At 67.8% G+C, this 26470-nt stretch carries 22 protein-coding genes; 16 read left to right on the forward strand and 6 right to left on the reverse strand.

Annotated features, from left to right (window positions below; all coding sequences use genetic code 11):
* Positions 1-208 precede the first annotated feature (208 nt).
* Together AC5P56_RS03910 and AC5P56_RS03915 are read right to left on the reverse strand one after the other, a co-directional pair.
* On the reverse strand, positions 209-853 hold the full coding sequence (locus AC5P56_RS03910; RefSeq protein ID WP_043034094.1) for a hypothetical protein: 645 nt from the start codon (positions 851-853) through the stop codon (positions 209-211).
* 212 nt (positions 854-1065) lie between these two features.
* The gene (locus AC5P56_RS03915) at positions 1066-3486 is read right to left on the reverse strand and encodes a penicillin-binding protein 1A (RefSeq protein WP_046432301.1); all 2421 of its coding nucleotides are present in this window, start codon (positions 3484-3486) and stop codon (positions 1066-1068) included.
* 219 nt (positions 3487-3705) lie between these two features.
* Between AC5P56_RS03915 and AC5P56_RS03920 the strand changes: the two genes are divergently transcribed.
* From AC5P56_RS03920 to tkt, 13 genes are all read left to right on the forward strand, one after another.
* Positions 3706-4764, forward strand: a complete 1059-nt coding sequence (locus AC5P56_RS03920; protein ID WP_014038321.1) for a pilus assembly protein PilM — start codon at positions 3706-3708, stop codon at positions 4762-4764.
* Complete coding sequence (locus AC5P56_RS03925) at positions 4764-5645, forward strand: PilN domain-containing protein (RefSeq protein WP_014648259.1); 882 nt, start codon at positions 4764-4766, stop codon at positions 5643-5645. Before AC5P56_RS03920 ends, AC5P56_RS03925 begins: the two co-directional genes overlap by 1 nt.
* Positions 5642-6298 carry a type IV pilus inner membrane component PilO gene (locus AC5P56_RS03930; protein WP_014648258.1) on the forward strand — a complete coding sequence of 219 codons (657 nt, stop codon included), beginning with the start codon at positions 5642-5644 and terminating at the stop codon, positions 6296-6298. Before AC5P56_RS03925 ends, AC5P56_RS03930 begins: the two co-directional genes overlap by 4 nt.
* On the forward strand, positions 6298-6831 hold the full coding sequence (locus tag AC5P56_RS03935; RefSeq protein ID WP_005418914.1) for a pilus assembly protein PilP: 534 nt from the start codon (positions 6298-6300) through the stop codon (positions 6829-6831). Before AC5P56_RS03930 ends, AC5P56_RS03935 begins: the two co-directional genes overlap by 1 nt.
* A gap of 21 nt (positions 6832-6852) precedes the next feature.
* The gene (locus tag AC5P56_RS03940) at positions 6853-8823 is read left to right on the forward strand and encodes a type IV pilus secretin PilQ family protein (RefSeq protein ID WP_241887072.1); all 1971 of its coding nucleotides are present in this window, start codon (positions 6853-6855) and stop codon (positions 8821-8823) included.
* 186 nt (positions 8824-9009) lie between these two features.
* Positions 9010-10035, forward strand: coding sequence for an AAA family ATPase (locus tag AC5P56_RS03945; RefSeq protein ID WP_014648255.1), 1026 nt, complete (start codon positions 9010-9012; stop codon positions 10033-10035).
* Between the two features lie 8 nt (positions 10036-10043).
* Entirely contained in the window at positions 10044-10973 is a 930-nt protein-coding gene (locus AC5P56_RS03950; protein WP_032962159.1) for a DUF58 domain-containing protein, read from the forward strand.
* Positions 10970-11419: a DUF4381 family protein gene (locus AC5P56_RS03955; protein ID WP_032962172.1), complete on the forward strand. Its 450-nt coding sequence runs from the start codon at positions 10970-10972 to the stop codon at positions 11417-11419. Before AC5P56_RS03950 ends, AC5P56_RS03955 begins: the two co-directional genes overlap by 4 nt.
* Positions 11416-12420, forward strand: a complete 1005-nt coding sequence (locus AC5P56_RS03960) for a vWA domain-containing protein (RefSeq protein WP_014648252.1) — start codon at positions 11416-11418, stop codon at positions 12418-12420. Before AC5P56_RS03955 ends, AC5P56_RS03960 begins: the two co-directional genes overlap by 4 nt.
* A complete protein-coding gene (locus AC5P56_RS03965) occupies positions 12417-14255 on the forward strand; it encodes a VWA domain-containing protein (RefSeq protein WP_049440451.1) in 1839 nt (612 codons plus the stop codon). The genes AC5P56_RS03960 and AC5P56_RS03965 overlap by 4 nt, the downstream gene beginning before the upstream one ends.
* Positions 14252-15961, forward strand: a complete 1710-nt coding sequence (locus AC5P56_RS03970; RefSeq protein ID WP_142235233.1) for a BatD family protein — start codon at positions 14252-14254, stop codon at positions 15959-15961. Before AC5P56_RS03965 ends, AC5P56_RS03970 begins: the two co-directional genes overlap by 4 nt.
* A gap of 57 nt (positions 15962-16018) precedes the next feature.
* Positions 16019-17338, forward strand: coding sequence for a dicarboxylate/amino acid:cation symporter (locus AC5P56_RS03975; RefSeq protein WP_014648249.1), 1320 nt, complete (start codon positions 16019-16021; stop codon positions 17336-17338).
* 213 nt (positions 17339-17551) lie between these two features.
* Entirely contained in the window at positions 17552-19549 is a 1998-nt protein-coding gene (gene tkt / locus AC5P56_RS03980; RefSeq protein ID WP_014648248.1) for a transketolase, read from the forward strand.
* 125 nt (positions 19550-19674) lie between these two features.
* Here tkt and AC5P56_RS03985 read toward each other — a convergent pair whose 3' ends face one another.
* Both AC5P56_RS03985 and AC5P56_RS03990 read right to left on the reverse strand, forming a co-directional pair.
* The gene (locus tag AC5P56_RS03985; RefSeq protein WP_495231469.1) at positions 19675-21627 is read right to left on the reverse strand and encodes an acetyl-CoA hydrolase/transferase C-terminal domain-containing protein; all 1953 of its coding nucleotides are present in this window, start codon (positions 21625-21627) and stop codon (positions 19675-19677) included.
* A 33-nt stretch (positions 21628-21660) separates the two neighbouring features.
* Entirely contained in the window at positions 21661-22218 is a 558-nt protein-coding gene (locus AC5P56_RS03990) for a flavin reductase family protein (RefSeq protein WP_014648245.1), read from the reverse strand.
* Between the two features lie 118 nt (positions 22219-22336).
* Here AC5P56_RS03990 and AC5P56_RS03995 point away from each other — a divergent pair, with 118 nt between their 5' ends.
* The 3 genes from AC5P56_RS03995 to AC5P56_RS04005 are packed head-to-tail and all read left to right on the forward strand — an operon-like array spanning position 22337 to position 24496.
* Positions 22337-22702 carry a BlaI/MecI/CopY family transcriptional regulator gene (locus tag AC5P56_RS03995; protein WP_014648244.1) on the forward strand — a complete coding sequence of 122 codons (366 nt, stop codon included), beginning with the start codon at positions 22337-22339 and terminating at the stop codon, positions 22700-22702.
* On the forward strand, positions 22695-23936 hold the full coding sequence (locus AC5P56_RS04000) for a M56 family metallopeptidase (RefSeq protein ID WP_227864367.1): 1242 nt from the start codon (positions 22695-22697) through the stop codon (positions 23934-23936). Before AC5P56_RS03995 ends, AC5P56_RS04000 begins: the two co-directional genes overlap by 8 nt.
* Positions 23933-24496, forward strand: a complete 564-nt coding sequence (locus tag AC5P56_RS04005; protein WP_032962142.1) for a hypothetical protein — start codon at positions 23933-23935, stop codon at positions 24494-24496. Before AC5P56_RS04000 ends, AC5P56_RS04005 begins: the two co-directional genes overlap by 4 nt.
* Before the next feature lie 53 nt (positions 24497-24549).
* Here AC5P56_RS04005 and AC5P56_RS04010 read toward each other — a convergent pair whose 3' ends face one another.
* Both AC5P56_RS04010 and AC5P56_RS04015 read right to left on the reverse strand, forming a co-directional pair.
* Positions 24550-25350: an MBL fold metallo-hydrolase gene (locus AC5P56_RS04010; RefSeq protein ID WP_197575474.1), complete on the reverse strand. Its 801-nt coding sequence runs from the start codon at positions 25348-25350 to the stop codon at positions 24550-24552.
* An 11-nt stretch (positions 25351-25361) separates the two neighbouring features.
* Positions 25362-26180 carry a S1/P1 nuclease gene (locus AC5P56_RS04015; protein WP_049440438.1) on the reverse strand — a complete coding sequence of 273 codons (819 nt, stop codon included), beginning with the start codon at positions 26178-26180 and terminating at the stop codon, positions 25362-25364.
* Between the last annotated feature and the right edge of the window lie 290 nt (positions 26181-26470).

Consider the following 26470-nt stretch of genomic DNA (forward strand, 5'->3'; position numbering starts at 1 on the left):
GAGCCGAGCCATGCTCGGCTGCTCTTGGGCCAGGTGTCCGGATGCCTGATGCACAGTGCGGACCAACGGTCCGCACCCACCAGAAGAAGGAAGCAGGCAGCGCGCCTTCTGTAGAGCCGAGCCATGCTCGGCTGCTCTTGGACCAGGTGTTCGGATGCCTGATGCATCGTGCGGACCAACGGTCCGCACCCCAAGGCCGGCGCAACCGTCACCCCCCGATATACGCGGTGATCTCCGCCTCGGCCAGCAGCTGCCGCAACTGTGCGACAGACGCGCGTCGCATCGGCTTCTCATCCACCGGCGACAAGGGCGCCTGGCGCAGGGCGTCATACGGCAGCACGGCCAGGTCGAAGGTCAGCTCTTCGGCGCTGAACACCCACACCGGCACGTCCAGGCTCCGTTCGCGGTCCATCCGCAGTCGGCGCGTCCGCGACTCGGCGGGAATGCCGTGCTCGTCCAGGAAGCGGTGCACGGCTTCCGGGTCGTCGCTGTGCAGGTGCAGCTGTACGGGGCTGTTGGCATCGGCGGTGCCCTCCAGCACCGGGCCGGCCAGGCGCGGTGCGAAGCCGTGCAGGAACTCCAGCGCGCGCATCGCGGCTTCGCGGCGGCGCTGCAGTTCGTTGCCGTGCTGGGGGCCGGAGAACAGCCGCTGGTACTCGCGCAGGGCGTCTTCGATCTCGGTGTTGCGGGGCAGGGAGGCATCGTCGTGGATGCCGAGCCGGCTGGCAGCCTTCAATTTGGCCTGGTGGTAGTCGCGGATGCCGCCTTCGGCCATCAGGCGGGCGGCTTCGTGGGCGAGGCGATGGCGCCGCTCGCGGGTCTGGCTGGCAGCATGCTGACGGGCGCGATGCATGCGATGACTCCTGTTGCGACCTGGCTACAGACTAGCGCACGGATGTGACATCCGCGTGGGTATTTCATGGAGGCGAGCAAGTGGGTGCCGTTGATCCTGTAGAGCCGAGCCCATGCTCGGCTGCTCTACCGCAGGCGCCCGGAGCCGAGCATGGGCTCGGCTCTACAGCCGCATGGGTGCCAACTCACCGTTGGCACCCACCAGAACCTTCCTCAGAAGATATCGAACGCGGCGGCGTCGGCCTGCGGCGTATTGAGGTTCAGGTCGTAGTCGGTCAGGCGGTCCATGTCTTCCACCTTCACCCACTCGGTCGCGCCGTTGAGGGTGGCCTGGACCATGCCGCTGGGCGGGTCGTTCTGCGCGATCGGGGTGTCCTTCAGCGCGGTGCGCATGTAGTCGATCCAGATCGGCAGGGCGGCCTTGCCACCGTATTCGCGGTAACCCAGCGAACGGAAGTCGTCGCGGCCCACCCACACGGTGGTCACGTACGGGCCACCGAAGCCGGAGAACCAGGCGTCGCGGTGGTCGTTGGTGGAGCCGGTCTTGCCGCCCACGTCCTCGCGGCCGAGCACCTTGGCCTGAACGCCGGTACCGCGCTGGACCACGTCGCGCATCATCGATACCAGCTGGTAGGCGGTGCGGGCGTCGATCGCGCGCGGGGCAGTGCGGGCATCCGGGTTGGCCGGTGCCGCCGGGGTTTCGACCTTGGCTTCGGCCTTGGCGGCGGCCGGGTCCACCTTCGGGGCCGGAGCGCCGAAGTTGAAGCCGTCCACCACCTGGTTGACCGGCTGGTCACTGCTGCCGGCGCAGTCGCGGCAGGCCAGCGCCGGGTTTTCCTTGAACACCAGGTTGCCGTCGCGGTCATTGACCTGGTCGATCAGCCAGGTGTCCACGCGCGAGCCGCCGTTGGCGAACACGGCGTAGCCGCGCGCCACCGACAGCGGGGTCAGCGAGGCGGTGCCCAGCGACATCGACAGGTTCGGCGGCAGCTCCGATTCGGCAAAGCCAAACTCGCTGATGTACTTGCGTGCGTAGTCCACGCCCATGCCATCGAGCAGGCGCACCGACACCAGGTTGCGTGACTGCACCAGCGCTTCGCGCAGACGCATCGGGCCGCGGAAGCCGCCGCCGTCGTTCTGCGGGGCCCAGGTCTTGCCGCGGCGATCGCGGAACACGACCGGGGCGTCGAGCACGATCGAGGCCGGGTTGTAGCCCTTGTCGAAGGCAGCTGCGTAGACGAACGGCTTGAAGCTCGAACCCGGCTGGCGGCGGGCCTGGGTGGCGCGGTTGAACTTGTTGCCGGAGAAGCTGAAGCCACCCACCAGCGCCTTCAGCGCGCCGCTGTGGGCATCCAGCGAGACCAGCGCGGACTGGCCGCGGGGGATCTGGTCCAGCAGCCACTCGCCCTCCTTGGCCCCGGCGCGCACGCGCACGATGTCGCCGCGCTGCACCAGCTTGCCCGGGGTCTTGTTGGTCCACTTGGCGGCGCCGGCCGGCAGCACGATCTCGCTGCGGTTGGCCAGCACCACGGTGGCGCTGCCGTCGGCGCCGGTGCTGGCGACGATCGCCGGCAGCAGGCCGGCCTGGCCGTACATGCCGCGTAGGTGCTCGGCCAGGGCGGCGGCGTCTTCGCCGGCACCCACCTGCACCTGTTTCTCCACGCCGTGCCAGCCGTGGCGGTGGTCGTACAGCAGCAGGCCGTCGCGCACCGACTGGTTCGCGGCGGTCTGCAGGGTGGAGTCGATGGTGGTGGTGACGTGATAGCCCTTGTTGACCACGTCGCCGCCGAAGCGGGCGATCATCTCCTGGCGTACCAGCTCGGCCACGTACGGAGCATCGACCTGCACCGGCGGCTCATGCGCGGTGGCGTGCATCGGCACGGCCTTGGCCGCGTCGGCCTCGGCCTGGCTGACGAATTTCAGGTCGGCCATGCGCTGCAGCACGTAGTTGTCGCGGCGCTGGCGGGCACGCTCCGGGTTGGAGATCGGGTTGCCCGACGAGGGGAACTTGGGGATGCCGGCCAGCGAGGCCATCTCATCCAGGTCCAGCTCGTTCAGTTTCTTGCCGTAATAGAACTCGGCGGCAGCGGCCACGCCGTAGGCGCGGTTGCCGAAGAAACTCTTGTTCAGGTACAGCTCGAAGATCTCGTCCTTGCTCAGCTCGGACTCGATCTTGCGCGCCAGCAGGATCTCGGCCAGCTTGCGGGTGTAGCTGTACTCGGAGCTGAGGAAGAACTGGCGGGCCACCTGCTGGGTGATGGTGGAGCCACCCGGCACGCGCTTGTCGCTGGTGGTGGCCAGCAGCCAGACCGCCCGGCCGATGCCCATGTAGTCCACGCCGCCGTGCTCGTAGAAGCGGGCGTCCTCGGTCGCCAGGAAGGCCTGCTTCAGCTTCTCCGGCACGTCCTTCATGGTGATCGGGGTCCGCCGGGTCTCGCCGAACACCGCCATCAGCTTGCCATCGGCAGCATAGACGTACATCGGCTCCTGCATTTCCACGTCGCGCAGGGTCTGCACGTCGGGAAGCTTGGAGGAAACGGCGTAGTACAGACCGCCCACGGCGGCCGCGCCGATCAGCGCCAGGACCAGGACAATCAAGAAGATCCAGCGCAGCCAGCGGCGGAGTCGAGTCATCGGGTTCAGATTCCGATTGCGAATTTCGTGGTCGCAGAGTATAGATTACGCAAGGTGCCGGCTGGGGTCGGCACCGGGGAGCGCAAGGGGAACAGTCAGGGGCTGCATGGTGAATCCGTGAAGGAATTCACAGCAGGGCCGTTGCCATTTGCTAAGAATACGTTATTAATGCTTGGGCGCAGGTCTTGCGTCCAAGTGCCCGTCGGCAGGGGAGAAACCGTGGGGCTCATCCCAAAAAGTCAGTCGCCGCTCGTAGGCGTCGACATCAGTTCGACTGCGGTAAAGCTTTTGCAGCTGTCCCGCAGCGGCAATCGTTTCCGCGTGGAACATTACGCTGTGGAACCTCTGCCGCCCAATGCGGTGGTGGAGAAAAACATCGTTGAAGTGGAGGCCGTGGGTGAGGCCATCCGTCGGGCGATGAACCGTTCAGGCAGCAAGGCCAAATTGGCCGCTGCCGCCGTCGCGGGGTCGGCAGTGATCACCAAGGTGATCCCGATGCCGGCCGATCTCGACGAAAACGACATGGAAGCCCAGATCGAGCTGGAAGCGGTCAACTACATTCCGTATCCGATCGAGGAAGTGAACCTGGACTTCGAGGTGATCGGGTCGATCCCGAACAACCCGGAGATGGTCCAGGTGCTGCTGGCCGCGTCGCGTTCGGAGAATGTCGAGCTGCGCCAGTCCGCGCTGGAACTCGGTGGCCTGCAGGCCAAGGTGATGGACGTGGAGGCCTTCGCGGTCGAGAACGCCTACGCCCTGGTCGCCAGCGAGCTGCCGGTATCCATCGACGGCGTGGTCGCGCTGGTCGATATCGGCGCCACCATGACCACCCTCAATGTCCTGCGCGGCGGCCGCAGCCTCTACAGCCGCGAGCAGGTGTTCGGTGGCAAGCAGCTGACCGATGAGATCATGCGCCGCTACGGGCTGAGCTACGAGGAAGCCGGGCTGGCCAAGCGCCAGGGCGGCCTGCCGGAAAGCTACGAGATGGAAGTGCTGGAGCCGTTCAAGGAAGCCACGGTCCAGCAGATCAGCCGCCTGCTGCAGTTTTTCTACGCAGGCAGCGAATTCAACCGCGTCGATCACATCGTGCTGGCCGGCGGCTGCGCCGTGCTCGGTGGCCTGCCGGAGATGGTCGAGGAACAGCTGGGCGTGCCGACCGTGGTCGCCAACCCGCTGGCGCAGATGACCCTGGGGCCGAAGGTGAACGCGCATGCGTTGGCCCAGGATGCCCCCGCGCTGATGATCGCGACCGGTCTGGCGCTGAGGAGCTTTGACTGATGGCACGCATCAATCTATTGCCCTGGCGCGCCGAGCGGCGCAAGCAACGCCAGCGCGAGTTCTACGCAATGCTGGGCATGGCCGCCGTCGGTGGCCTGCTGCTGTCGCTGATGATCTGGTTCTACTACGACCGTCAGGTGAGCGGTCAGATGGACCGCAATGCCTATCTGGAAGCCGAGATCGAGAAGGTCAAGGAACAGAACAAGGAGATCGACCGCCTCGACGCGCAGAAGGAACGCCTGCTGGCGCGCAAGAAGGTGATCGAGGAGCTGCAGGCCAAGCGCTCGCAGATGGTCCACCTGTTCGACGCGCTGGTGCGCACCATCCCCGACGGCGTGGTGCTGACCGCGCTGAAGCAGGAAGGGGATGTACTGACGCTGGAAGGCCGCACCCAGTCCAACGCCCGCGTTTCGGCCTACATGCGCAACCTGGAGACCTCCGGCTGGATGACCAACCCGGAGCTGTCGATCATCGAAGCGCGTGACCCGGAGAAGGACAAGGACGGCAAGGCCGGCCCGCTGGCCGACATCAAGGCGCTGCCCTACGTGTTCGTGGTCAAGGTGAAACTGCCGGCACAGAGCGAAGAGGTGTCGGCGACGCCGGGCCTGAACGCCGATGGCTCGGTGGCGACGGCTGCGCCGGCACCGGTGGCTCCGTTGGCCGCAGGTCCGGATGCCGCAACGCCTGCGGCGCCGGCGGCGGGCCAGCCGGCAGCAGCTCCCGCCGCACCGGCCACTGCACCGGCCACGCCGGCCAAGCCGAACCAACCGGCCGCTCCGGCCGCCGCGCCGGCCCCGGCACCTGCCCCGAAGCCTGAGGGCAGCCGCCTGGCGCAGCCGCCGCAGGCCTTCAATGCGCTGCTGCAGGGGGACCGCGCATGAGCCAGAAGATCGACATCAAGAACCTGGATTTCAACGACATCGGCAACTGGCCGCAGAAGGCCAAGATCGTCTTCTGCTCGTTGCTGGCGCTGGTCATCATGTTCGTGGCGTGGATGCTGCTGATCAGCGGCAAGCGCGAAGAACTGGCCGGCCTGGAATCGAAGGAAGTCGAGCTGCGCACCGAGTTCACCAAGCAGCAGGAACGCGCGGTGAACCTGGGGCCGCTGAAGCAGCAGCTGGCGCAGATGGAGCAGGTGCTGCAGCAGATGCTGCGGCAGCTGCCGAGCAAGACCGAAATGCCCGACCTGATCATCGACATCTCGCAGACCGCGCTGTCCAGCGGCCTGACCAACGAGCTGTTCGAGCCGGAGCAGGAGCAGATCAAGGAGTTCTACGCCGAGAAGCCGATCAAGCTGCGCATGGTGGGCAGTTACCACCAGTTCGGCGCGTTCGTCAGTGGCGTGGCCTCGCTGCCGCGGGTGGTGATCCTGACCATGCATGACATCAACCTCAAGCCCAAGGAAAAGACCGGCGGCAACGTCCGCAGCGGTGCACTGGAACTGTCCGGTACGGTCAAGACCTACCGCTACCTGGACGAGACCGAGGTGCAGGCGCAGCAGGCGTCCGACGCTGGCAAGGAGGGCAAGAAGTGATGCGCGCGCAGACCGTACGTGGTGCGATGGTGCTGGCTGTGCTGCTGCTGGCTGGTTGCGGCCGTGGCGTGACCAGCACGCCCGGCGACGCACCGAACCTTGAGAAGTGGGTGGAAGGCGAGCGCGCGCGACCGGCGCAACCGCTGGAGCCGCTGCCGGTGATGCAGCAGTTCGAGACCTTTGAATACTCCGCGCAGGGCATGCGCGATCCGTTCACCGATGCCTGGACCAATCCGCAGCAGGGGAACGGCGGATTGCGACCGGACCCGAACCGGCGCAAGGAGCCGTTGGAAGGCTTCCCGCTGGATGCGCTGGACATGGTCGGCACCATCGGTACCGGCGCAGGTACCGTGGCGCTGGTGATGGGGCCGGACAAGGTCACCTACCGGGTTCGCCCGGGCGGTTACCTGGGGCAGAGCGACGGGCGGGTCACGGCGGTCTTCGAAGACCGCGTGGAGCTGATCGAACTGGTGCCGGATGGCGCGGGTGGCTGGCTGGAACGGCCGGCAACGCTCTCGCTTGAAGATCAATGATCGTTTACTGGGGATAGCACGATGACCTTTCACCAAGCCAAGGGGCTGCGTCCCATCCGGCGCTCTACCTTGAACCGTGTCAGCGCGCTGGGAGTCGCGCTGATGCTGGCCTGCGCTCCGGCGCTGGCTGCCGCACCGGCGGAAAAGACGGTGGGCGCCACCGTGGCACCGGCCGCCGCGCCGGCGGGCCTGTCGGTGGCCAAGATCGATTTCAAGCGTGGCGATGACGGCGCCGGGCGCCTGATCGTGCAGTTCGACGGGCAGGGCGCGATCCCTGACCTGCGCACGCAGGGCAACAGCGTGGTGGTCGACGTCGGCAATGCCCGGCTGCCGGCCAACCTGCAGAAGCCGATGAACGTCACCGACTTCGCCACGCCGGTACAGCGCATCGACGCCAAGCCGTCGGGCGCCGGCACCCAACTGGTGCTGAGCACCGGTGGCGCGGTGGAGTCGCTGGCCTACCAGAGCGGCAACGAATACGTGGTCGAGATCAGCCCGCGCCAGGCCCAAGCCGCCGTGGGTGCGGTCACCGCCGGCAGCGTCACCCAGGCGGCCAAGGCCGTCGGCCAGCGCGGCTTCACCGGCAAGCCGGTGACCTTCAACTTCCAGGACGTGCCGGTGCGCACCGTGCTGCAGTTGATCGCCGAGGAGTCCAACCTGAACGTGGTGGCGTCCGACTCGGTGCAGGGCAACGTGACCCTGCGCCTGGTCAATGTGCCGTGGGACCAGGCGCTGGACATCGTCCTGCGCGCCAAGGGCCTGGACAAGCGTCGCGACGGCAGCGTGATCTGGGTGGCGCCGCAGGCCGAACTGGCCAAGTTCGAGCAGGAAAAGGAAGACGCGCGCATCGCCATCGAGAACCGCGAAGACCTGCAGACCGACTACATCCAGATCAACTACCACAGCGCCACGCAGATCTTCAAAGCGCTGACCGAGGCCAAGGGCATCGGCGGCAGCGGTGGTGGTGGCAGTGGTGGTGGTTCGGGCAGCTCCTCGCAGGAAGACAGTGGCTTCCTGTCCTCGCGCGGCCGCATCGTGGCCGACGAACGCACCAACACGCTGATGATCAGCGACATCCCGAAGAAGATCGCGCGCATGCGCGAGCTGATCAACGTGATCGACCGCCCGGTCGACCAGGTGCTGATCGAAAGCCGCATCGTCATCGCCACCGATACCTTCGCCCGCGAACTGGGTGCGAAGTTCGGTGTCAGCGGCAGCCGTGACAACGTGTACTTCAGTGGCAGCCTGGATGCCAATGCCGAGACCCGCAAGTCGCAGGTCGCAACCGACCTGGCCAATGCCAAGGCCGAGCGTGACTGGGAAGCCGGTGGCCGGGTCGGCCCGCCGCCGGTGAAGTCCGGCTCGGCGATCACCCGCGGCCTGAACTGGAACCTGCCGGTGGCCGCCGCCAGCAACCCGGGTTCGCTGGCGCTGTCGATCCTCAATGCCGGTTACCTGCTGGACGTGGAGCTGTCTGCCATGCAGCAGGAATCGCGAGGCGAGGTGATCTCCAACCCGCGCGTGGTCACCACCAACCAGCGCGAAGCGATGATCAAGCAGGGCAAGGAAATCGGCTACGTCACCATCAGCGGTGGTACCGCTGGCGGCGTGGCGACCCCGAACGTCCAGTTCAAGGAAGTGGTGCTGGAGCTGAAGGTCACCCCGACCATCACCAACGACAACCGCGTGTTCCTCAACATGCAGGTGAAGAAGGACGAAGTCGACCAGCTGATCCAGCTGGAGGGCTACGGCACCGTGCCGTCGATCAACCGTCGCGAAGTCAACACCGCGGTGCTGGTCGAGGATGGGCAGACCGTGGTGATCGGTGGCGTCTACGAGTTCACCGATCGCAACAGCATCAGCAAGGTGCCGTTCCTGGGCGACGTGCCGTTCCTGGGCAACCTGTTCAAGAAGCGCGGTCGCAACAAGGACAAGGCCGAACTGCTGGTGTTCGTCACCCCGAAGGTGCTGCGCGTGGCCAAGCAGAACTGAGCCCGCGCCTCCCGCGAAACGAAGAAGGGCCGCCCCGTGCGGCCCTTTTTCGTTTGGGCTGGCGGCATGCACGAAGCAGATCCATACCCGGTGTGGACGGCTGTTCAGCGGTTCTTGATGCCAATCGCAGGGCACCCTGCGATGATGTCGGGAACCCGTGCCGTCCTGCGCCGGTCAAAGGCCCCCATGAACCTGCCACCGCCGATGCCCGAAACCGTCTCGCCGCCGCCCGCGCCGGCCACCTCCCGCCTGCATGCGGCGTTCACCCAGCTGCGCGACGCGCTGTCGGCCGAGATCGTCGGCCAGGCGGCACTGGTCGAACGCCTGCTGATTGCATTGTTGGCCGACGGCCATCTGCTGGTGGAGGGCGCGCCGGGCCTGGCCAAGACCACGGCGATCCGTGCACTGGCCTCGCGCCTGGAAGCAGACTTTGCCCGCGTGCAGTTCACCCCCGACCTGCTGCCGGCCGACCTCACCGGCACCGAGATCTGGCGCCCGCAGGAGGGCCGCTTCGAGTTCGTGCCCGGCCCGATCTTCCACCCGATCCTGCTGGCCGACGAGATCAACCGGGCACCGGCCAAAGTGCAGTCGGCGCTGCTGGAGGCCATGGGCGAGCGCCAGGTCACGGTTGGCCGCCATACCTATGCGCTGCCGCCGCTGTTCCTGGTGATGGCCACGCAGAACCCGATCGAGCAGGAGGGCACCTTCCCGCTGCCGGAAGCGCAGCTGGACCGTTTCCTGATGCATGTGCGCATCGGTTACCCGGACCAGGCCGCCGAATCGGAAATCCTGCGGCTGGCCCGTGAGCGTGCCCGTGGTGCATTGGGCGAGGCTGCGCCGGCGCCGGACAAGATGCCGATGCAGGACGTGTTCGACGCCCGCCGCGAAGTGCTGGACCTGCACATGGCACCGGCACTGGAGCGCTACCTGATCGAACTGGTGCTGGCCTCGCGCGATCCCGCGCGCTACGACGCCGGCCTCGGCCGCCGCATCGCCTGGGGGGCAAGCCCGCGCGGTTCCATCGCACTGGAGCGCTGTGCCCGTGCGCGGGCGTGGCTGGCCGGCCGTGACTTCGTCACGCCCGACGACGTGCGTGCAGTCGCCGCCGACGTGCTGCGCCATCGCGTGCTGCCCAGCTATGAAGCCACCGCCGAGGGCTGGGACGGCGAGCGCCTGGTGCAGGAGCTGCTGGCCCGGGTGCCGGCACCCTGAGCCTGCGCATGACCGATCCATCCCTGGAACAGGCACCGTCCGCGCTCGAAGGTGACGGGCTGCGCCCGCAGCTGGCCGAACTGGTCGCGCTACGGCGGCTGGCACAGCGTCCGCCGCCGCCGCGCCGTGGCCGCACCGGCAACGCGGGCCAGGCACCGTCCCAACTGCGCGGCCGCGGCATGGAATACGCCGAGTCGCGCGAATATGTAGCTGGCGACGACGCGCGCCACATCGATTGGCGCGTGACTGCGCGCACCGGCCGCGCCCATACCAAATTGTTCCAGGCCGAGCGCGAGCGGGTCAGCCTGATCGTGGCCGATACGTCGCCGGCGCTGTACTTCGGCACGCGCGTGCGCTTCAAATCGGTACAGGCCGCCCGTGCCGGTGCGGTTGCCGCGTGGTCGGCGCAGCGCCGCGGCGACCGCGTGGGTGCGCTGCGCGGCAGCGATCGCGAAGCGCCGATTGCCCCCGCGGGTGGGCCACGCGGCGTGCTGCGCGTGCTCGACGCGCTGACCCGCTGGTATGCACAGCCGCCGGCCGACGATCTGGGCTTGGCGCGCGCGCTGGATCATGCCGGTCGCGTGCTGCGCCCGGGGGCACGCATGCTGGTGCTGGCCGATCCGCAGCAGGCCATCCGCATTCCGCCCGCGCGCTGGAGCGCGCTGGCCCAGCATCACGATCTCAGCCTGGTGCTGCTGGTTGATCCACTGGAACTGCATCCCCCCTCGGCGGCGCTGCAGTTCCAGACCGCACAGCAGCGCATCGGCCTCGACCTGCGCCGCAGTGAAGTGCAGGCGCATTGGCAGGCACACTTCGTCGAACCGCTGCAGGAACTGCGGCGCCAGCTCGGCGCACGCCGTGTCGATGTGCAGGTGCTGTCCACGGATGCGCCCAGCGACGCGTGGCTGGCGCCGTCACCGACCGAGGTGCCGGCGTGAGCGCCGCGCTGCCGCTGCGCGATGTGCAGTTGCCACCGGCACCTTCATGGTGGCCGCCTGCCCCCGGTTACCTGATGGTCGGCGCGGCGGTTGTGCTGGTGCTGTTGGTGATCGCCGTGCTGATGTGGCGGCGTCGCCGTCGCCGCCAGCGTTGGTTGCAGCTGTTCGATAGCGAGCTGGCAGCCACCACCGACGCTGCGGCCGAACTGGCGGCCATTGCCGGATTGCTGCGCCGTGCCGCACGCCGTGCAAAGCCGGGCAGTGAATCGCTGCGCGATGATGCCTGGTGGCAGCGTGTAGACCCGCAGGGCACGTTGCCCGATGCGCGCCGCAGCCTGCTGGCCGAAGGCGCGTATCGCCCACGCGTCGACAGCAACGACGTGGCGGCCGTGCGCAGCTGGGCCCGCGAGCGCTATCTGGCGATGCTGCTGGAGCGCCGCCGATGAACCTCTGGACGACCTATTGGCCATGGCCGGACCTGCAGCTGGCATGGCCACTGGCATTGCTCGCGCTACCGTTGCCGTTGCTGATGCGCTGGTGGAAGCGCCGTGCAGAACCGGGCGCCGCGCTGCGTGTGCCCTACGCCGCCGCCGAGCTCGAAGCGCTGTCCGGTGGGGGCCGCGTCGACGTGTCGTGGCTGCGCACGCTGCTGCTATGGCTGGGCTGGTGCGCGCTGTGCATCGCGCTGGCACGGCCGCAGCAGCTGGGCGAAGCCATCACGCCGCCGCAGCAGGGCCGGCAGATGATGCTGGCGATGGACGTGTCCGGCAGCATGGGCGAGGGTGACATGGTGCTGGGAGCCCAGGCGGTTGATCGCCTCACCGCGGCCAAGGCCGTGCTGGCCGACTTCCTGGATCGTCGTGCCGGCGACCGCGTCGGCCTGCTGATTTTCGGTGATCGCGCCTACACGCTTACGCCGCTTACCGCAGACCTGGCCAGCGTGCGCGATCAGCTGCGCGACAGCGTGGTCGGCCTGGCCGGGCGCGAGACCGCCATCGGTGATGCCATCGGCCTGGCGGTGAAGCGCCTGCGCAGCCAGCCGGAGGGACAGCGCGTGCTGATCCTGTTGACCGATGGTGTCAGCAACGCCGGTGTGCTGGAGCCGCTGCGCGCCGCGGAAGTCGCGCGCGCCGAAGGCGTGCGCATCCACACGGTTGCATTCGGCGGCGATGGCAGCATGCGCCTGTTTGGTATCCCGATTTCCACCGACCAGGATCCGGTCGATGAGGCCACCCTGAAGAAGATCGCCAGCATGACCGGTGGCCAGTTCTTCCGCGCGCGTGACACCGCGCAGCTGGCCGGGATCTACGCCGAGCTCGATCGCCTGGAGCCGGTCGCCGCGAAGGGGCCGAGCCTGCGTCCGCGCGAAGAACGCTATGCCTGGCCGTTGGGGCTGGCGTTGCTGCTGGGCGTGCTGGCCTGGCTGTGGCCGGAGCGTCGCCGATGATCGCGTTTGCTTCGAATCTCCCCGATTGGAGCGCATTGCACTTCCTGCGACCGGAGTGGTTGTGGGCGCTGCTGGCGTTGCCCCTGATCCTCGCGCTCGCGGTGTACCGGCAGCGACGCAGTGATGCGTGGCGGCAGGCGGTGGACGCACACCTGTTGCCACATCTGCTGGCCGCGGGCGCGAAGCGGCGAGTGCGCCTGCCATGGGCGCTGCTGCTGGGCTGGACACTGGCATCGCTGGCCATGGCCGGGCCGAGCTGGCGCCAGCAGGCACAACCGATGTTCCAGGCCAGCGCACCGCTGCTGGTGGTGCTGGACCTGTCCAGCCGGATCACGGCAACCGATCTTCCGCCGTCGCGCCTGCTGCAGGCGCGGGCGAAAGTGGGCGAGCTGCTGCGCGCGCGCCAGGGCGGGCAGGTGGGGCTGGTGGTGTATGCCGATGATGCCTACACCGTGGCGCCGCTGACCGACGACGGCAGCAATGTTGCGTTGTATCTGGATGCGCTGTCGCCGGACGTGATGCCGCGTGATGGCCAGCGTGCCGACCGCGGCATCGACTGGGCGACACGCTTGATGCGGCAGATCGGCGCGTTGCAGGGGCAGATCCTGCTGGTCAGCGATCAGGCGGACAGCGAAGCTGCACTGGCGGCGGCGCAGGCACGCAGCCTGGGCCTGCAGGTGTCGGTGCTGGGCCTGGGCACGCCTGCCGGTGCGGCGTACCGCGATGGCAATGGGCAGATCCGCCAGGCCGCGCTGGATGAGGGCAGCCTGCGTGCAGTCGCCACTGCCGGTGGCGGCCGCTATGCGCGCATCTCTGCCGATGACGGCGATCTGCGTGCGCTCGGTGTACTCGACGCGCGCGACGGCACGGCGGCGCAGCGGCCGGGCGAAGGCAAGCAGTGGCGTGACGAAGGCTTCTGGTTGCTGCCGCCGGTGATGCTGCTGGCATTGCTGGCCTTCCGCCGTCGCGCGGTGCTGGCCGCGGTGCTCGCGGTGGGTCTGCTGCCATGGATGAATGACGCGCAGGCGCAGGCCCCTGCGACGCCTGTCTCGCAGCCGGCGCAGGGCACGCTGTGGAAGCGCAGCGACCAGCTGCAGCATCAACGCCTGGCCGAGGGGGTTCAGGCCTACCGCAAGGGCGACTTCGCCACTGCACGCAGACAGTTCGAAGGCATCGACAGCGATGCCGGTTGGTACAACCTGGCCAACACGCTTGCACGCGAAGGCAACTACGACGAAGCGATCGCCGCCTACGACCGCGCACTGGCGCTGCATCCGGGCATGGCCGATGCAGTGGCCAACCGCGCCGTGGTCGATGCCGCACGCAAGCGCAGGCCATCCGGGGGCGGCCAAGGCCAGGATCAACAGAAGCCACCGCAGAACGGGCAGCAGAAACAACCGCAGGGCCCGCAGGGCCAACAGAACCCACAGGGACAGCCGAAGCAGGGCCAGCAGCAACCCGGCCAGGGCCAGCCGCCGTCGGGCCAGCAGGGCCAGCCCAAGGCGGGTGACAACAACGCGCAGTCGGAGCCTCAGCCTGGCGAACGTGGCCGCGATGGCCAGCAGGCACCACCGCAGGTGGAAGATGCCAAGGCGCAGGCGCAGGCCGATGAACAGCAGCGCCAGCGCATGCAGCAGGCGATGCAGCAGGCACGCGAGGGTGAGGCCGGCAAGGGGGGCAAGCCAGTGCCGGGTGGTGAGGGCCGCACGCCGCGCCAGCGCGAGGAGCAACAGGCGGTGGAGGCATGGATGCGGCGTGTGCCGGATGATCCGGGCGCATTGCTGCGGGCCAAGTTCCAGCTGGAAAACGAACGCAGGAAGAGGGAAGGGCGATGACGCGGTCGATCAACATGCACGGGCACTGGCCTCGACAGGTACTGGCGGCGCTGCTGTTGTGGCTGCCGCTGCTGGCCTGGGCGCAGCCGCGCGCGTGGCTGGACCGCGACCGCATCGCGATGGGCGACACGGTCACGCTCAATGTCGAGAGCGACCAGGGCGCCCCTGACTTCACGCCATTGCGCACCGACTTCGACCTGAGCGGGCAGACCAGCAGCCGCCAGGTGGAATGGAGCAATGGCAGCATGCAGCAGCGCAACCTGTATGGCGTGGCGCTGACACCACGACGTAGTGGTGCGCTGGTGGTACCGGGCCTGCAGGTGGGCAGTGTGCGCACCGCACCGCTGACGCTGCAGGTCGATGCGGCCGCCGTGGCGGGGCCCGACAGCAATGCGATGGCCTTCATCGAAACCGTTGTCGATGACGATACGCCGTATGTGCAGCAGAGCGTGGGCGTGGTGGTGCGGCTGTACTTCGCCTCGCAGCTGGCCTCCGGCGAGCTGGTGCTGGATACCCCGGCGGGCGCGTCGTTGCAGCGTGTGGGCGACGACCGCACCGATGTACGCCAGGTCAACGGGCGCCGCTACAACGTGGTCGAACGGCGTTTCCTGCTGATCCCCGAGCGCAGTGGCGCGTTGCGCCTGGCCGGTGCCCGTTTCAGTGGGCGCAGTGCGGGTGGCTTCTTCGACGACTTCTTCGGCGGTGGCGATGGCCGCATGAATGCCACCGGCGCAGACCGCACGCTGCAGGTGCAGGCACAGCCGGCGCAGGCCCCGCAGCCGTGGCTGCCACTGCAGAGCCTGCAGCTGCGCTACACCAGTGCGCCGACCAGTGCCCGCACCGGTGAGGCCGCCAACGTGGTGGTCGAAGCGGTTGCCGAAGGCGCGACGCGCGCGCAGTTCACCGACCTGCCGGTGCCGGATGTCGGCACCAATGCGCAGGTGTTCGCCGAACCGGCACAGTACGAAGAGACCTTCAACGGCAGCACGCCGCGCCTGAAGATCACCCGCCGCTATTCGATCGTGCCGCGCCAGCCGGGTTCGCTGGTGGTGCCGGGGCCGCGCCTGCCCTGGTGGGATGTGCGTAACGGCAAGGCGCAGGAGGCGAAGCTGCCGGACCTGACGCTGGCCGTCGCGGCCGGCACCGGCACTGCCTCACCGGCGCCATTGCCGCCGATCGACACCGATGCCGCGCTGCCGGGCGCCGATGGCCAGGACAGCCGCATCGCCGCGACCGATCCGCGTGCCAGCGGCCTGTCCGAGCGTCCGTGGCCGTGGATGGCGGCGGCCATCGGCCTGGCGTTGCTGTGGCTGCTGACTCTCCTGTGGGGCTGGCAGCGAGGTCGGCGCCCGCGCGCAGTGGCGCCTGTAGCGGGCAAGCCCTCTGTGCCGACTGCGGCGGGCGGGCGTGCCGGCCTGGCAGAACTGCGCCGCGCGCTGGATGGCGAGGGCTTCGACCAGGTGGAAGCACAGCTGTGTGCGATGGCTGGTGTGGAACGCATCGAGCAGGTCATCGCGCGGCTTGGGGATGCAGCCCAGCGTCAAGTGCTACAGGACCTGCAGCAGGCGCGGTGGGGCGGGCAGGGGGATCTGGCGCCGCTGCGCACGCGCCTGCGCGAGGTCTTCCGTGACGGACCGCACTGGTCGGCGGCTGCGGGCACCGCCGACACTGACCTGGCGCCGCTGTATCCGCCGCGGCGAACCTGAACCGGCGCCGCTTGCGCGCTTTGTTAGAGTGCATTCATTTTTCGAGGAAACCCGCGTATGACAGCAGCTGCTGCCGACAAGAAGAAGTTGCCCCTGCATTGGAAGATGGGCATCGGCTTTGCGATCGGCCTGGTCCTGGGACTGATCGTGCACGCCCTGGGCGGCAGCGTCGATGGTCTGCAGGCTGGTGCCAAGTGGGTAATGGACTACGTCACCACCCCGGCGTCGGGCCTGTTCCTCAACCTGATCTTCATGCTGATCGTGCCGCTGATCTTCTCGGCGCTGATCATGGGCGTGTCGGAGATGGGCGACATCCGCGCCCTCGGCCGCATCGGCTGGAAGACCCTGGCCTACACCGTGCTGCTGTCCGGCATCGCGGTGGGCATCGGCCTGGTGCTGGTCAACCTGCTCAAGCCGGGCGCGGGCGTCGATCCGCAGACTGCGGCACTGATGCTCTCGGAGAACGCCGAGCGCAGCAAGGAAATCGTCGCTGGCATCCACGGCACGCCGAAGGGCATGGACATGCTGCTGTCGATCGTGCCGAGCAACGTGCTGCAGGCCGCGTCGGACAACGGCGCGATCCTGTCGCTGATGTTCTTCGCGCTGATGTTCGGCATCGGCATGGTGCTGACCGACAATGAAAAGGTTGCCCCGCTGCGCCGCGCCATCGAAGGCGTGTTCGAAATCTCGATGACCCTGATCAACCTGGTCATCCGCCTGGCCCCTTATGCGGTGGCCTGCTTCATGTTCAACCTGGCCGCGCTGTTCGGCTTCGAGCTGATCATCCGCCTGGGTGCCTATGTGGGCGTGGTGGTGCTGGCGCTGGGCCTGCACATGATCGTGACCTACGGTACCGCGGTGTGGCTGTCCGGCCGCTCGCCGCTGTCGTTCTTCCGCGATACCCAGGAAGCAACGGTGATGGCGTTCTCCACCGCCTCCAGCAATGCCACCCTGCCGACCGCGCTGCGCGTGGCCGACCAGATGGGCCTGCCGCAGCGCGTGTCGCGCTTCGTGCTGACCGTGGGTGCCACCGCCAACCAGAACGGCACCGCGCTGTTCGAGGGCGTGACGGTGATCTTCCTGGCCCAGTTCTTCGGCGTTGACCTGAGCATCGGCCAGCAGATCATGGTGATGGCGGTCTGCATCCTCGGTGGCATCGGTACCGCCGGCGTGCCGTCGGGATCGCTGCCGGTGGTGGCGATGATCTGCGCGATGGTCGGTGTGAATCCGCTGGGCATCGGCCTGATCCTGGGCGTGAATCACTTCCTGGACATGTGCCGTACCGCGCTGAACGTGACCGGCGACCTGGCCCTGACCACGCTGGTGGCCAAGGGCGAGTCGCACGATGGCCCGGCCCTGGGTCCGCAGCAGGACTGAGTCCAACGCCACTGCTGGCGACCTGATCGGGGTCGGATTCCTTTCCGCAGGGAAAGGGCTCCGACCCCTTTCACATGCGGAATCCGGCGGAGATCATGACGTGCCGGCCAGCGGCCGGCACGACCGGGCAAGGTGAACTGACCCCCCGCCCGGCGACTATGGGACAATAGGCCGCCCGCACGTCCGCGGCCGCCTCCCGATTCCGACAGAACCATGACGCAGCCTACCCGTCGCCAGTTGGCCAACGCCATCCGCTTCCTTGCCGCCGATGCGGTTGAAACCGCAAAGTCCGGCCACCCCGGCATGCCCATGGGCATGGCCGACATCGCCGAAGTCCTCTGGAACGACTACCTCCGCCATAACCCGAGCAACCCGCACTGGTTCAACCGCGACCGTTTCGTGCTGTCCAACGGCCACGGTTCGATGCTGCAGTACGCGCTGCTGCACCTGAGCGGCTACGACCTGCCGATCGAGCAGCTGAAGCTGTTCCGCCAGCTGGGCAGCCACACCGCCGGTCACCCGGAACGCCACGAGACCCCGGGCGTGGAGACCACCACCGGCCCGCTGGGCCAGGGTTTCGCCAATGCCGTGGGCTTCGCCCTGGCCGAGAAGCTGCTGGCACAGCGCTTCAACCGTCCGGAGCTGGAAGTGGTCGACCACCGCACCTGGGTGTTCATGGGCGATGGCTGCCTGATGGAAGGCGTGTCGCATGAAGCCGCTTCGCTGGCCGGCACCTGGGGCCTGCACAAGCTGGTCTGCTTCTGGGACAACAACCACATCTCCATCGACGGCAACGTCGAGGGCTGGTTCACCGACAACACCCCGGAGCGTTTCGAGGCCTATGGCTGGAACGTGGTCCGCGACGTCGATGGCCATGACCCGGACAGCATCAAGGCCGGCATCGAGGCCGCGCTGTCGCAGAGCGACAAGCCGACCCTGATCTGCTGCCGCACCACCATCGGGTTTGGTTCGCCGAACAAGGCGGGCAAGGAATCCAGCCACGGCGCACCGCTGGGCAAGGACGAGCTGGAAGCCACCCGCAAGCAGCTGGGCTGGGAATACGGTCCGTTCGAGATCCCGCAGGCGATCTACGACGGCTGGCGCGCCAATGGCGCCGGCACCCTGCGTCAGGCCGAGTGGGAACAGCTGTTCGACAAGTACGCCAGCCAGTACCCGGCTGAAGCAGCCGAACTGACCCGCCGCTCGCATGGCGAACTGCCGGCCGACTTCGTTGCCAAGGCCGATGCGTACATCGCCCAGGTGGCCGCGGAAGGCCCGACGATCGCCTCGCGCAAGGCGTCGCAGCTGGCCATCGAAGCCTATGCCCCGCTGCTGCCGGAAATCGTCGGCGGTTCGGCCGACCTGGCGCACTCCAACCTGACCCTGTGGAAGGGCAGCAAATCGGTTGCCAGCGACGACGCCAACGCCAACTACGTGTATTACGGCGTGCGCGAGTTCGGCATGACCGCCATTGCCAACGGCCTGGCCCTGCACGGTGGCTTCATTCCGTTCGACGCCACCTTCCTGGTGTTCAGCGACTACGCCCGCAACGGCGTGCGCATGAGCGCGCTGATCCCGGCGCACGCCATCCACGTCTACACCCACGACTCGATCGGCCTGGGCGAAGACGGCCCGACCCACCAGCCGGTGGAGCACCTGGCCTCGCTGCGCTACATCCCGAACAACGACGTGTGGCGTCCGTGCGATGCGGTCGAGTCGGCGGTGAGCTGGAAGGCCGCGATCACCCGCCAGGACGGCCCGAGCTGCCTGGTGTTCAGCCGCCAGAACCTGCCGCACCAGCCGCGCAGCGCCGAGCAGATCGCGCAGATCGAGCGCGGCGGTTACGTGCTGGCCGATGCCGCCGGTACCCCGGATGTGATCCTGATCGCCACCGGTTCGGAAGTCTCGCTGGCCACCGAAGCCAAGGCCCAGCTGGATGCGGCTGGTCTCAAGACCCGCGTGGTCTCGATGCCGTCCACCGACGTGTTCCTGCGCCAGGATGCGGCCTACCGTGAATCGGTGCTGCCGAACGCCGTGCGCAAGCGCGTGGCCGTGGAAGCCGGCGTCACCGGTTTCTGGCGCCAGTTCGTCGGCCTGGACGGTGCCGTGATCGGTATCGACACCTTCGGTGCCTCCGCCCCGGCCGACCAGCTGTACAAGCACTTCGGCATCACCACCGCGCACGTGGTGGAAGCCGCCAAGGCGCTGTAAGCAGCATCGCGACGTAATGAGGAAAGGCCGGCGCAAGCCGGCCTTTTCTTTGCCGCAGGAAAAAGGGGACGGAGGGGATTAAGTCGTTTGTGCACAAACGACTTAATCCCCTCCGTCCCCTTTTCTCAGGCGGTGCGTGCCAGTGCCAGGCGCAGCAGGCGCGCGTCCAGGCGTTCGGCGAAATCCTTCGGTGCCTGCAGGCCCATGCGCTGCAGGTACACCGCATCGCCGTCGCCGGCCGGTTGCCGTAGTGCTGCCCAGACGGTACGCAGCTTGTCGCCGCGGGTCTGCGTGTTGGCCTTCAGCCAGCCCAGCGCTTTCACCAGCACCTGCTCGATCTCGTTGAAGTCACTGCCCAGCGGATAGTCCGGCAGGCTGCCATCGGCGCGGAATGGGGCCAGCGCCGCCGTCAGCGCCTGCGGCGTATTGCGCTGCTGCCGCTGCGGATCCGGTTGCGCGACCGCCAGCAGTTTGCGCGAGGCGTGCGCCTGCTGCAGCAGGCCGCCCTGGAACGGGGCCTCGGTGATTGCGGTCATCGCATGCACGCAGTCCTCGTCGGTCAGTCCGCGCAGGTCGGCAATGCCGTATTCGTTGAGGTAGATGTCGCGCAGGTGGCGCGGAATGGTGGTGTGCCCGTAGTTCCAGCGCACGTTGGATTCGCGTCGGCCCTTGTCATCGCGCGCGGCGCGGAACATCAGCACGCTGCGGGCTTCCGGCAGGGCATGTGCCATCGCCACGAAGTTGTACTGGCCGCCCACACCGGATACCACGCGTCCATCGTCCAGCGCGTCGGACACCGCCGCGCCCAGCGCGGTGGCCATCATGCAGGAGTTGAAGAAGCGCGCATGGCGGCGCTGCAGGCGTTCCAGCGTTTCGTTGCCGCCGTACAGCTGGTTGATCTCGCTGATGCGGCGCATGCCGATCGCACGGCACTCGTCCTCCGGCAGCGTGCGCAGCCACTCGTAGAATTCCGGCGAGCCCAGGTAGAACGCGCCGTGCAGGTACTCACCTTCGGCCGCCAGTGTGGCGTGGTCGATCGACAGCGTGCTGCCGTTCTCGATGCGCTGCATCAGCGCCAGGTCATCGTGTACCTTGCGCTTGATCACCCCGGTCTGCACCAGCCTGCGGAAGCCCTCGTTGAGCATCTCGCTGCAGCCGTACAGGCCCACTTCGAACGGGTCCACGCCGCCGATCTCCTGCACCAGCGGGTGGCTGGCCAGCTGCGGATCCAGCGCGTGCAGCACGCGGCGGTAGCGCGCGTTGTCGGTATGGCGCAGCACCAGCGCATGGCTGAGCGCGTCGGCCAGCGTACCGATGCCGATCTGCAGCGTGCCGCCATCGCGCACCAGCGTGCTTGCGTACAGGCCGATGGCGTAGTCGGCATCGCCGACCGGCTGCCGCGGCAGCCCGAACAGCGCCGGGTACGGCCGCGGTGGGGTGATCACCAGATCGAAGAACGAGACATCGACCGTGGCCGAGCCGCCCAGGTAGGGCAACTGGGGATCGATCTCGGCGATCAGCAGCGGACGCGGCAGGCCACGCGCGGTCATCGCGTCCAGCGTGTCCTGGGTGATGTCGTTGTTGCACGACAGGGAAAGCCGGCGGTCGTTCGGGCGCATCGCCACTTTCTGCACGATCACCTGTGGCGCGCGCTGCGCCACCGCATCGGCGGCGTGGGTGTAGTTCAGGCTGGTATAGCTGGATTGCGCCTGGCGCGACCCGAGCAGGGCGCCGGACTGCATGTAGAACTCTTCCACCTGCACATGTGCCGGCAACGCGTCGCGTGCGATCGCATCGGCATAGGCCAGGCGCGGGAAGTCGTCGCCGAAATGGCGCAGCGCGAACGGTGCCAGGAAGCGGGCTTCCAGGCCGGTGCCCCGCGCCTTCGGCGGATTCAGCGACAGCGCGGTATACAGCTGCAGCGGCCGCGACGGATCGTGCTCGACGCGCGCGTAGAGGGCATTGAGCAGCCGATGCGGCTTGCCCAGTGCCAGCGGTGCCCCGATCCGCAGCGGCCCGTCCACGCGCGCAAACAACCAGTCGACGGCGGCGTCCAGGTCGGTGAGGTGTTCGGTCATGCGCGGCGGTCCTGCGTCGGGGGAGTGCGGGCATTACAGCATGTCGGGCTTGAACCGCCGTCGACGCGAGACTTCCGCGCCGGCCACCATGAACTGCCCATCGCCACGGTAATGCACCGTGCGCGGCAGCTTCGGCCGGGGCGCAACATGGGCGTGCACGATTTCCCAGATGAACAGATTGCTCGCTGCCACCTGGCTGTCGTCGTACAGGCGGCATTCGAAGCACGAATGGCATTGGCCGACCAGTGGCGCGCCGACCTCACGCGCGGGCAGTGCGTCGAGCCCGAAACGGGCGAACTTGTCGACCTCGCGGCCGCTGCAGTTGCCGATGTCCACCACGGTATCGAGCAGCTCCACCCCGGGCACGTTGATCACGCACTCGCCGCTGCCGCGCGCCAACGCGTGGCTGTGGTTTGCGTCCCACAGGTAGGTGGCGACCAGTGAAGGCGAGAAGCCCATGACCATGTGCCAGCCCATCGTCATCAGGTTGCGCTGGCCGCGCCATGCCGTGCTGACCAGCACGATCGGGCCGGGTTCGAGGAAGCGGCGGGCCTGCTCGACCGGGAAATCCTTCTTCGGCAGTGCTTTCATCCGGGGCCAGGGGCGGGAGGAACCGATGCTGGCGCAGCCGGGATGAACCCGGAGTCGAGGGGCTTGACAGGCAGTTCGATTACGCGCGTAATCAATCTGTCGATTACGGATGTAAACCATGACCCCGATCAGCGAAGCCGAAGCCGTCGTGATGGAGGTGCTGTGGCAGCAGGCACCGCGTAGTGCCGATGACGTGGTGGCCGCGCTGGCCCATCGCGACTGGGCCGAGCCGACCATCAAGACCCTGCTCAACCGCCTGCTGACCAAGGGCGCGATCACTGCCGAGCGCGATGGACGGCGTTACCTGTACCGGCCGCTGCTGCAGCGACAGGCGTGGGTGGAGGCGCAGAGCCAGGACTTCATCGGCCGTGTCTTCGAAGGGCGCGTGGCGCCGCTGGTCGCGCACTTCAGCGAACGCGGCCAGCTGAGCGCGCAGGACATCGCCGAACTGAAGAAGCTGATCCAGGAGCTGGACCATGACTGAGCTGCTCGACGGACTGTGGCGGGCCAGCTTGTGGCTGGCCGTGGGTGTGGTCCTGCTGGCGGTGCTGCGACCGCTGCTGGTGCGGTTGGGGGGCGCTGGGCTGGCCTACCGCAGCTGGTGGCTGCTGCCGCTGCTGCTGGTGGCCCTGACGCTGCCATTGCCACAGGTTGCGGTGTTGCAGCAGGTACCCACGCTGCCGCTGAAAGTGATGCCCGGTGCCCTCGATGCCCTGAGCGGGCCCTCGTTGCCATGGGCCGGGCTGTTGTTCGCGCTGTGGGCATTGGGTGCGGGCATCCGCCTGTTGCGCGACCTGCACGCACAACATCGTTTCGAACGGAGCATGGGGCCACTGACGCCGCGCACCGATGGCAGCTGGCAGGCCAGCGGCGATCCCGGCTTGCCCGCGCTGGTTGGCCTGTGGCGCCCACGCATCGTGGTTGGTCCCGACTTCGACCTGCAGTTCACCGCACAGGAACAGAGCTTGATCCTGCAGCACGAGCGCAGCCATCACCGTCATGGCGATCACTGGGCCAACGGTGCGCTGCTGCTGGTGCGCGCGGTGTTCTGGTTCCACCCGCTTCTGCCGTGGGCTGCGGGCCGCTTCCTGCGCGACCAGGAACTGGCCTGCGATGCCCGCACCATGGCCCCGCAGCCGGCGCTGCGCGGCCTCTACGCCAGCACGCTGCTGAAGGCGCAGCTGGTCCACCCGGTTGCGCCCGCGGTCTGCCATTGGCGCAGCCAACCCGTGTTGAAGGAGCGTATCGCCATGTTGAAGCAGTCCAAGCGGAAGGCATTGCCGTGGGTGTCCGGGCAGGTGCTGGTGGTCGGGTTGTGTGTGGGCATGGGCGCGGTGGCATGGGCCAGCCAGGGCGGCGCGGCCGGGAGCCCGAGGATCGGTGTCGAGCCGTACGCAACGGCGGAAGAAGGTGCGGCCAAGGCTGGGCTGGACCGTCCGATCCAGATCGACAGGATGCCACCGCCGTCCTATCCAAAATCCGCGTTCGAGCAGCGCCAGGTAGGCGTGGTGAACCTGCGCGTGGAGGTGGATGCGCAGGGGCGTCCCAGCGATGTCCGCGTGCTCAGTGCCACCAATCCGGGCGTGTTCGATGCGGTGTCGATCGCTGCGGCACGCAGCTGGACCTATCGGCCGGCGATGAAGAACGGTAAGCCGGTTGCAGCGGCGGTGAAGATTCCGATCACGTTCGCCATGGACAACACCGAGGACACCCAATGAAGTCCGCTGCGCTGATCATGGCGGCAGCGCTGCTGGTGGGGTGTGCGAGCCAGGACCGCCTGACCACGGTGGATACCCGCAGCGAAAATGTCGGCCACCAGCGCCTGCAGCCGCAGGCGGGCAGCGGCGGTGGACAGCTGCAGGTGTATTCGCTGGGTGCGACCGAAGGCTACCGGATGCCCCAGCTGTACGCGGCACCAGACCCGGAGGTTGGCGATCGTGACCCGCGCGCGGAACTGGCGCCGACCACGATCTGCCTGCAGGTGGTGGTTGATGCCAATGGCGCCGTGGAGCGAAGCCTGCCATTGACCGATCGTCCGGAGTGCGCGGCAGGTGCTGCGGGCGAGAATGCGCCCCTGCTGCAGGCTGCCCAGGAAGCCGTAGCGATGTGGAAGTACTCGTCCGCAGCGGTCTGCCACTTCGCGGCGGGCAAGGTGCCTGCCGACCGCGGTGACTGCCGGGGCGCCGAGCGCGTCGAGCCGGTAGCGGTCACCCTGCAGTACGCCTTCACGTTCGAGATCGTGAAGGGCCAGCACGTGGTGCGGATGCAGGGAAAATGAACACTGGCGGTCCGTGATGGACACCGATGGCGCCGGGCTCTGCCGGGCGTACGTCAGGCCCCGCCCTGGATATTGGCCTTTACCGCAGGCTGCATCAGCTTCGGTTCTTCCAACGTCGCATCGCGGGCCTGGCGCACGCTGACGAACTCCGCCTCGGCCACGCCGTCGTGCACGTGGATGTTGTGCGCGCGCTGTTCACCGATGGTGGTTTCGTTGGCGAAGTCGCGGCCGCCCGGGCCGTAGTCGTGGCAGACGAACACGCGGGTGGCATCCGGCAGGGCCAGCAGGCGCTGGATCGAGCGGTACAGCTGTGCGGCATCACCGCCAGGGAAGTCGCAACGGGCAGTGCCGCCGTCGGGCATGAACAGCGAGTCGCCAGTGAACAGCGCATCGTCGATCAGGTAGGCGATGCTGTCGCTGGTGTGGCCGGGCACGGCGATCACCTGGCAGCGCAGTTCGCCCAAAGTGAAGGTCTCGCCATCACTGAACAGGTGGTCGAAGATTTCATCGGCGCCCGGAAGCTGCAGGCCATAGCGTGGCGCAAACGTCGCCTGCACCGCGCGGATGCCTTCACCGATGGCCAGCGTGGCCTGCGGAAAGTGCTGCTTGAGTCGGCGCCCGGCCGACACATGGTCGGCGTGGGCATGCGTCTCCAGCAGCCAGCGCAGCTGCAGGCCCTGTTGTTCGATGGCCTGCAATGCCGCGCGCAGCGGTGATTCGCTGCTGGCGTCGGTGTCCGGGTCATAGTCCAGGACCGGATCGATCAGCGCCGCCTCGCCGCTGGCCGGGTCGCTGACCAGGTAGCTGAAGGTGTTGCTGTCACGGTGGAAGAACGACTGCACCTGGACCGGCATTGGAGCTCTCCTCAGCGCGTGCCGAGCACGCGGTTCAGCAACTGCGCCAGGTTTTCACCGGCCAGCCGCAGCTGCGCTTCGGCCAGCGGCCGGTAGCGCTCGGTGTACTCGTCACCGATTTTACGCGAGGCCGGATAAACGCCAGCTTGCATGGAGATGCGGCAGCTGGCCTCGGCCCAGACCTGCGGGTCGCGCTGCGGGTTGGACTGGCGCGCCAGCTTCGGTGCGCGCTGGCTCTGCAGCACCGGCAGGTAGCCGGCATCGTCCAGCTTGCGGGTGTTGAGCATGCCGCTGTCCCACAGCGAGTGCAGGTTGGTACCGCGGTTGCCGAACTGCAGCTGGAAATCATTGCCGCCCTTGTCGTGGGCGTAGCCGGCGTGCATCGGCTGGTGGATGTCGCCGACCAGGTGCACGACGAACTTCAGCGCCTGCAGGCGCTCGCCGTCAGTCAGGCTGCGGTCGCCCAGAATGGCGCTCTGCGCCTTGAGGGCTTCGACGATGCAGTTGCCGTTCCTGCAGTGCTTCGGTGCTTCGTAGTGGCAGTCGTCTTCGGCAATGTTGACGTAGTGCCAGCCGGCCGAGCGACGGCCCAGGCCCGGGTCCTTGGCGCGCAGCTGGTCGGCCCAGGGCGCGATGCTGGCCAGGGTGGCGTCCGGTTCGGTGGCCAGCAGGCGGTCCACTTCGGCGCGGGCGGCGGGGGTGAGGCGGGCGTCGGCGACTTCGGCGACAAGGCGGTGGCCTTGCGCGCCCCAGGCATGGGCAGGGGCGGAGACGGACAGCAGGGCCGGCGCCAGGGCGGCGGCGAGGAACAGGGAGTGCAGGGCTTTCATGCGCCCATTCTAGCGGGGTAGGTGGATTGAAGAGCGGCGCGTTCCTGTTCCGAAGTGGAAGCGTAGAGGGAGGGGCGGCGGGACACGCCGTAAATCCGTCCTTGGAGGCTCGATGGCGCCATTCATGCCGCCAACGGTCCCGCCGCCCCTCCCTCTGCGCTCCCCTCCAAACATGGCCGCGGAGGCGGATGCAAACGTCAAATGCAACATCAAAAACAAATGCAGGATCAAAATCGGCCTCCTGCAATTACAGGCAATCACTGCGCCTCGGATGCACGGGTTCTGCTCTT

The organism is Stenotrophomonas sp. YJH_SMC_131, from assembly GCF_059367975.1.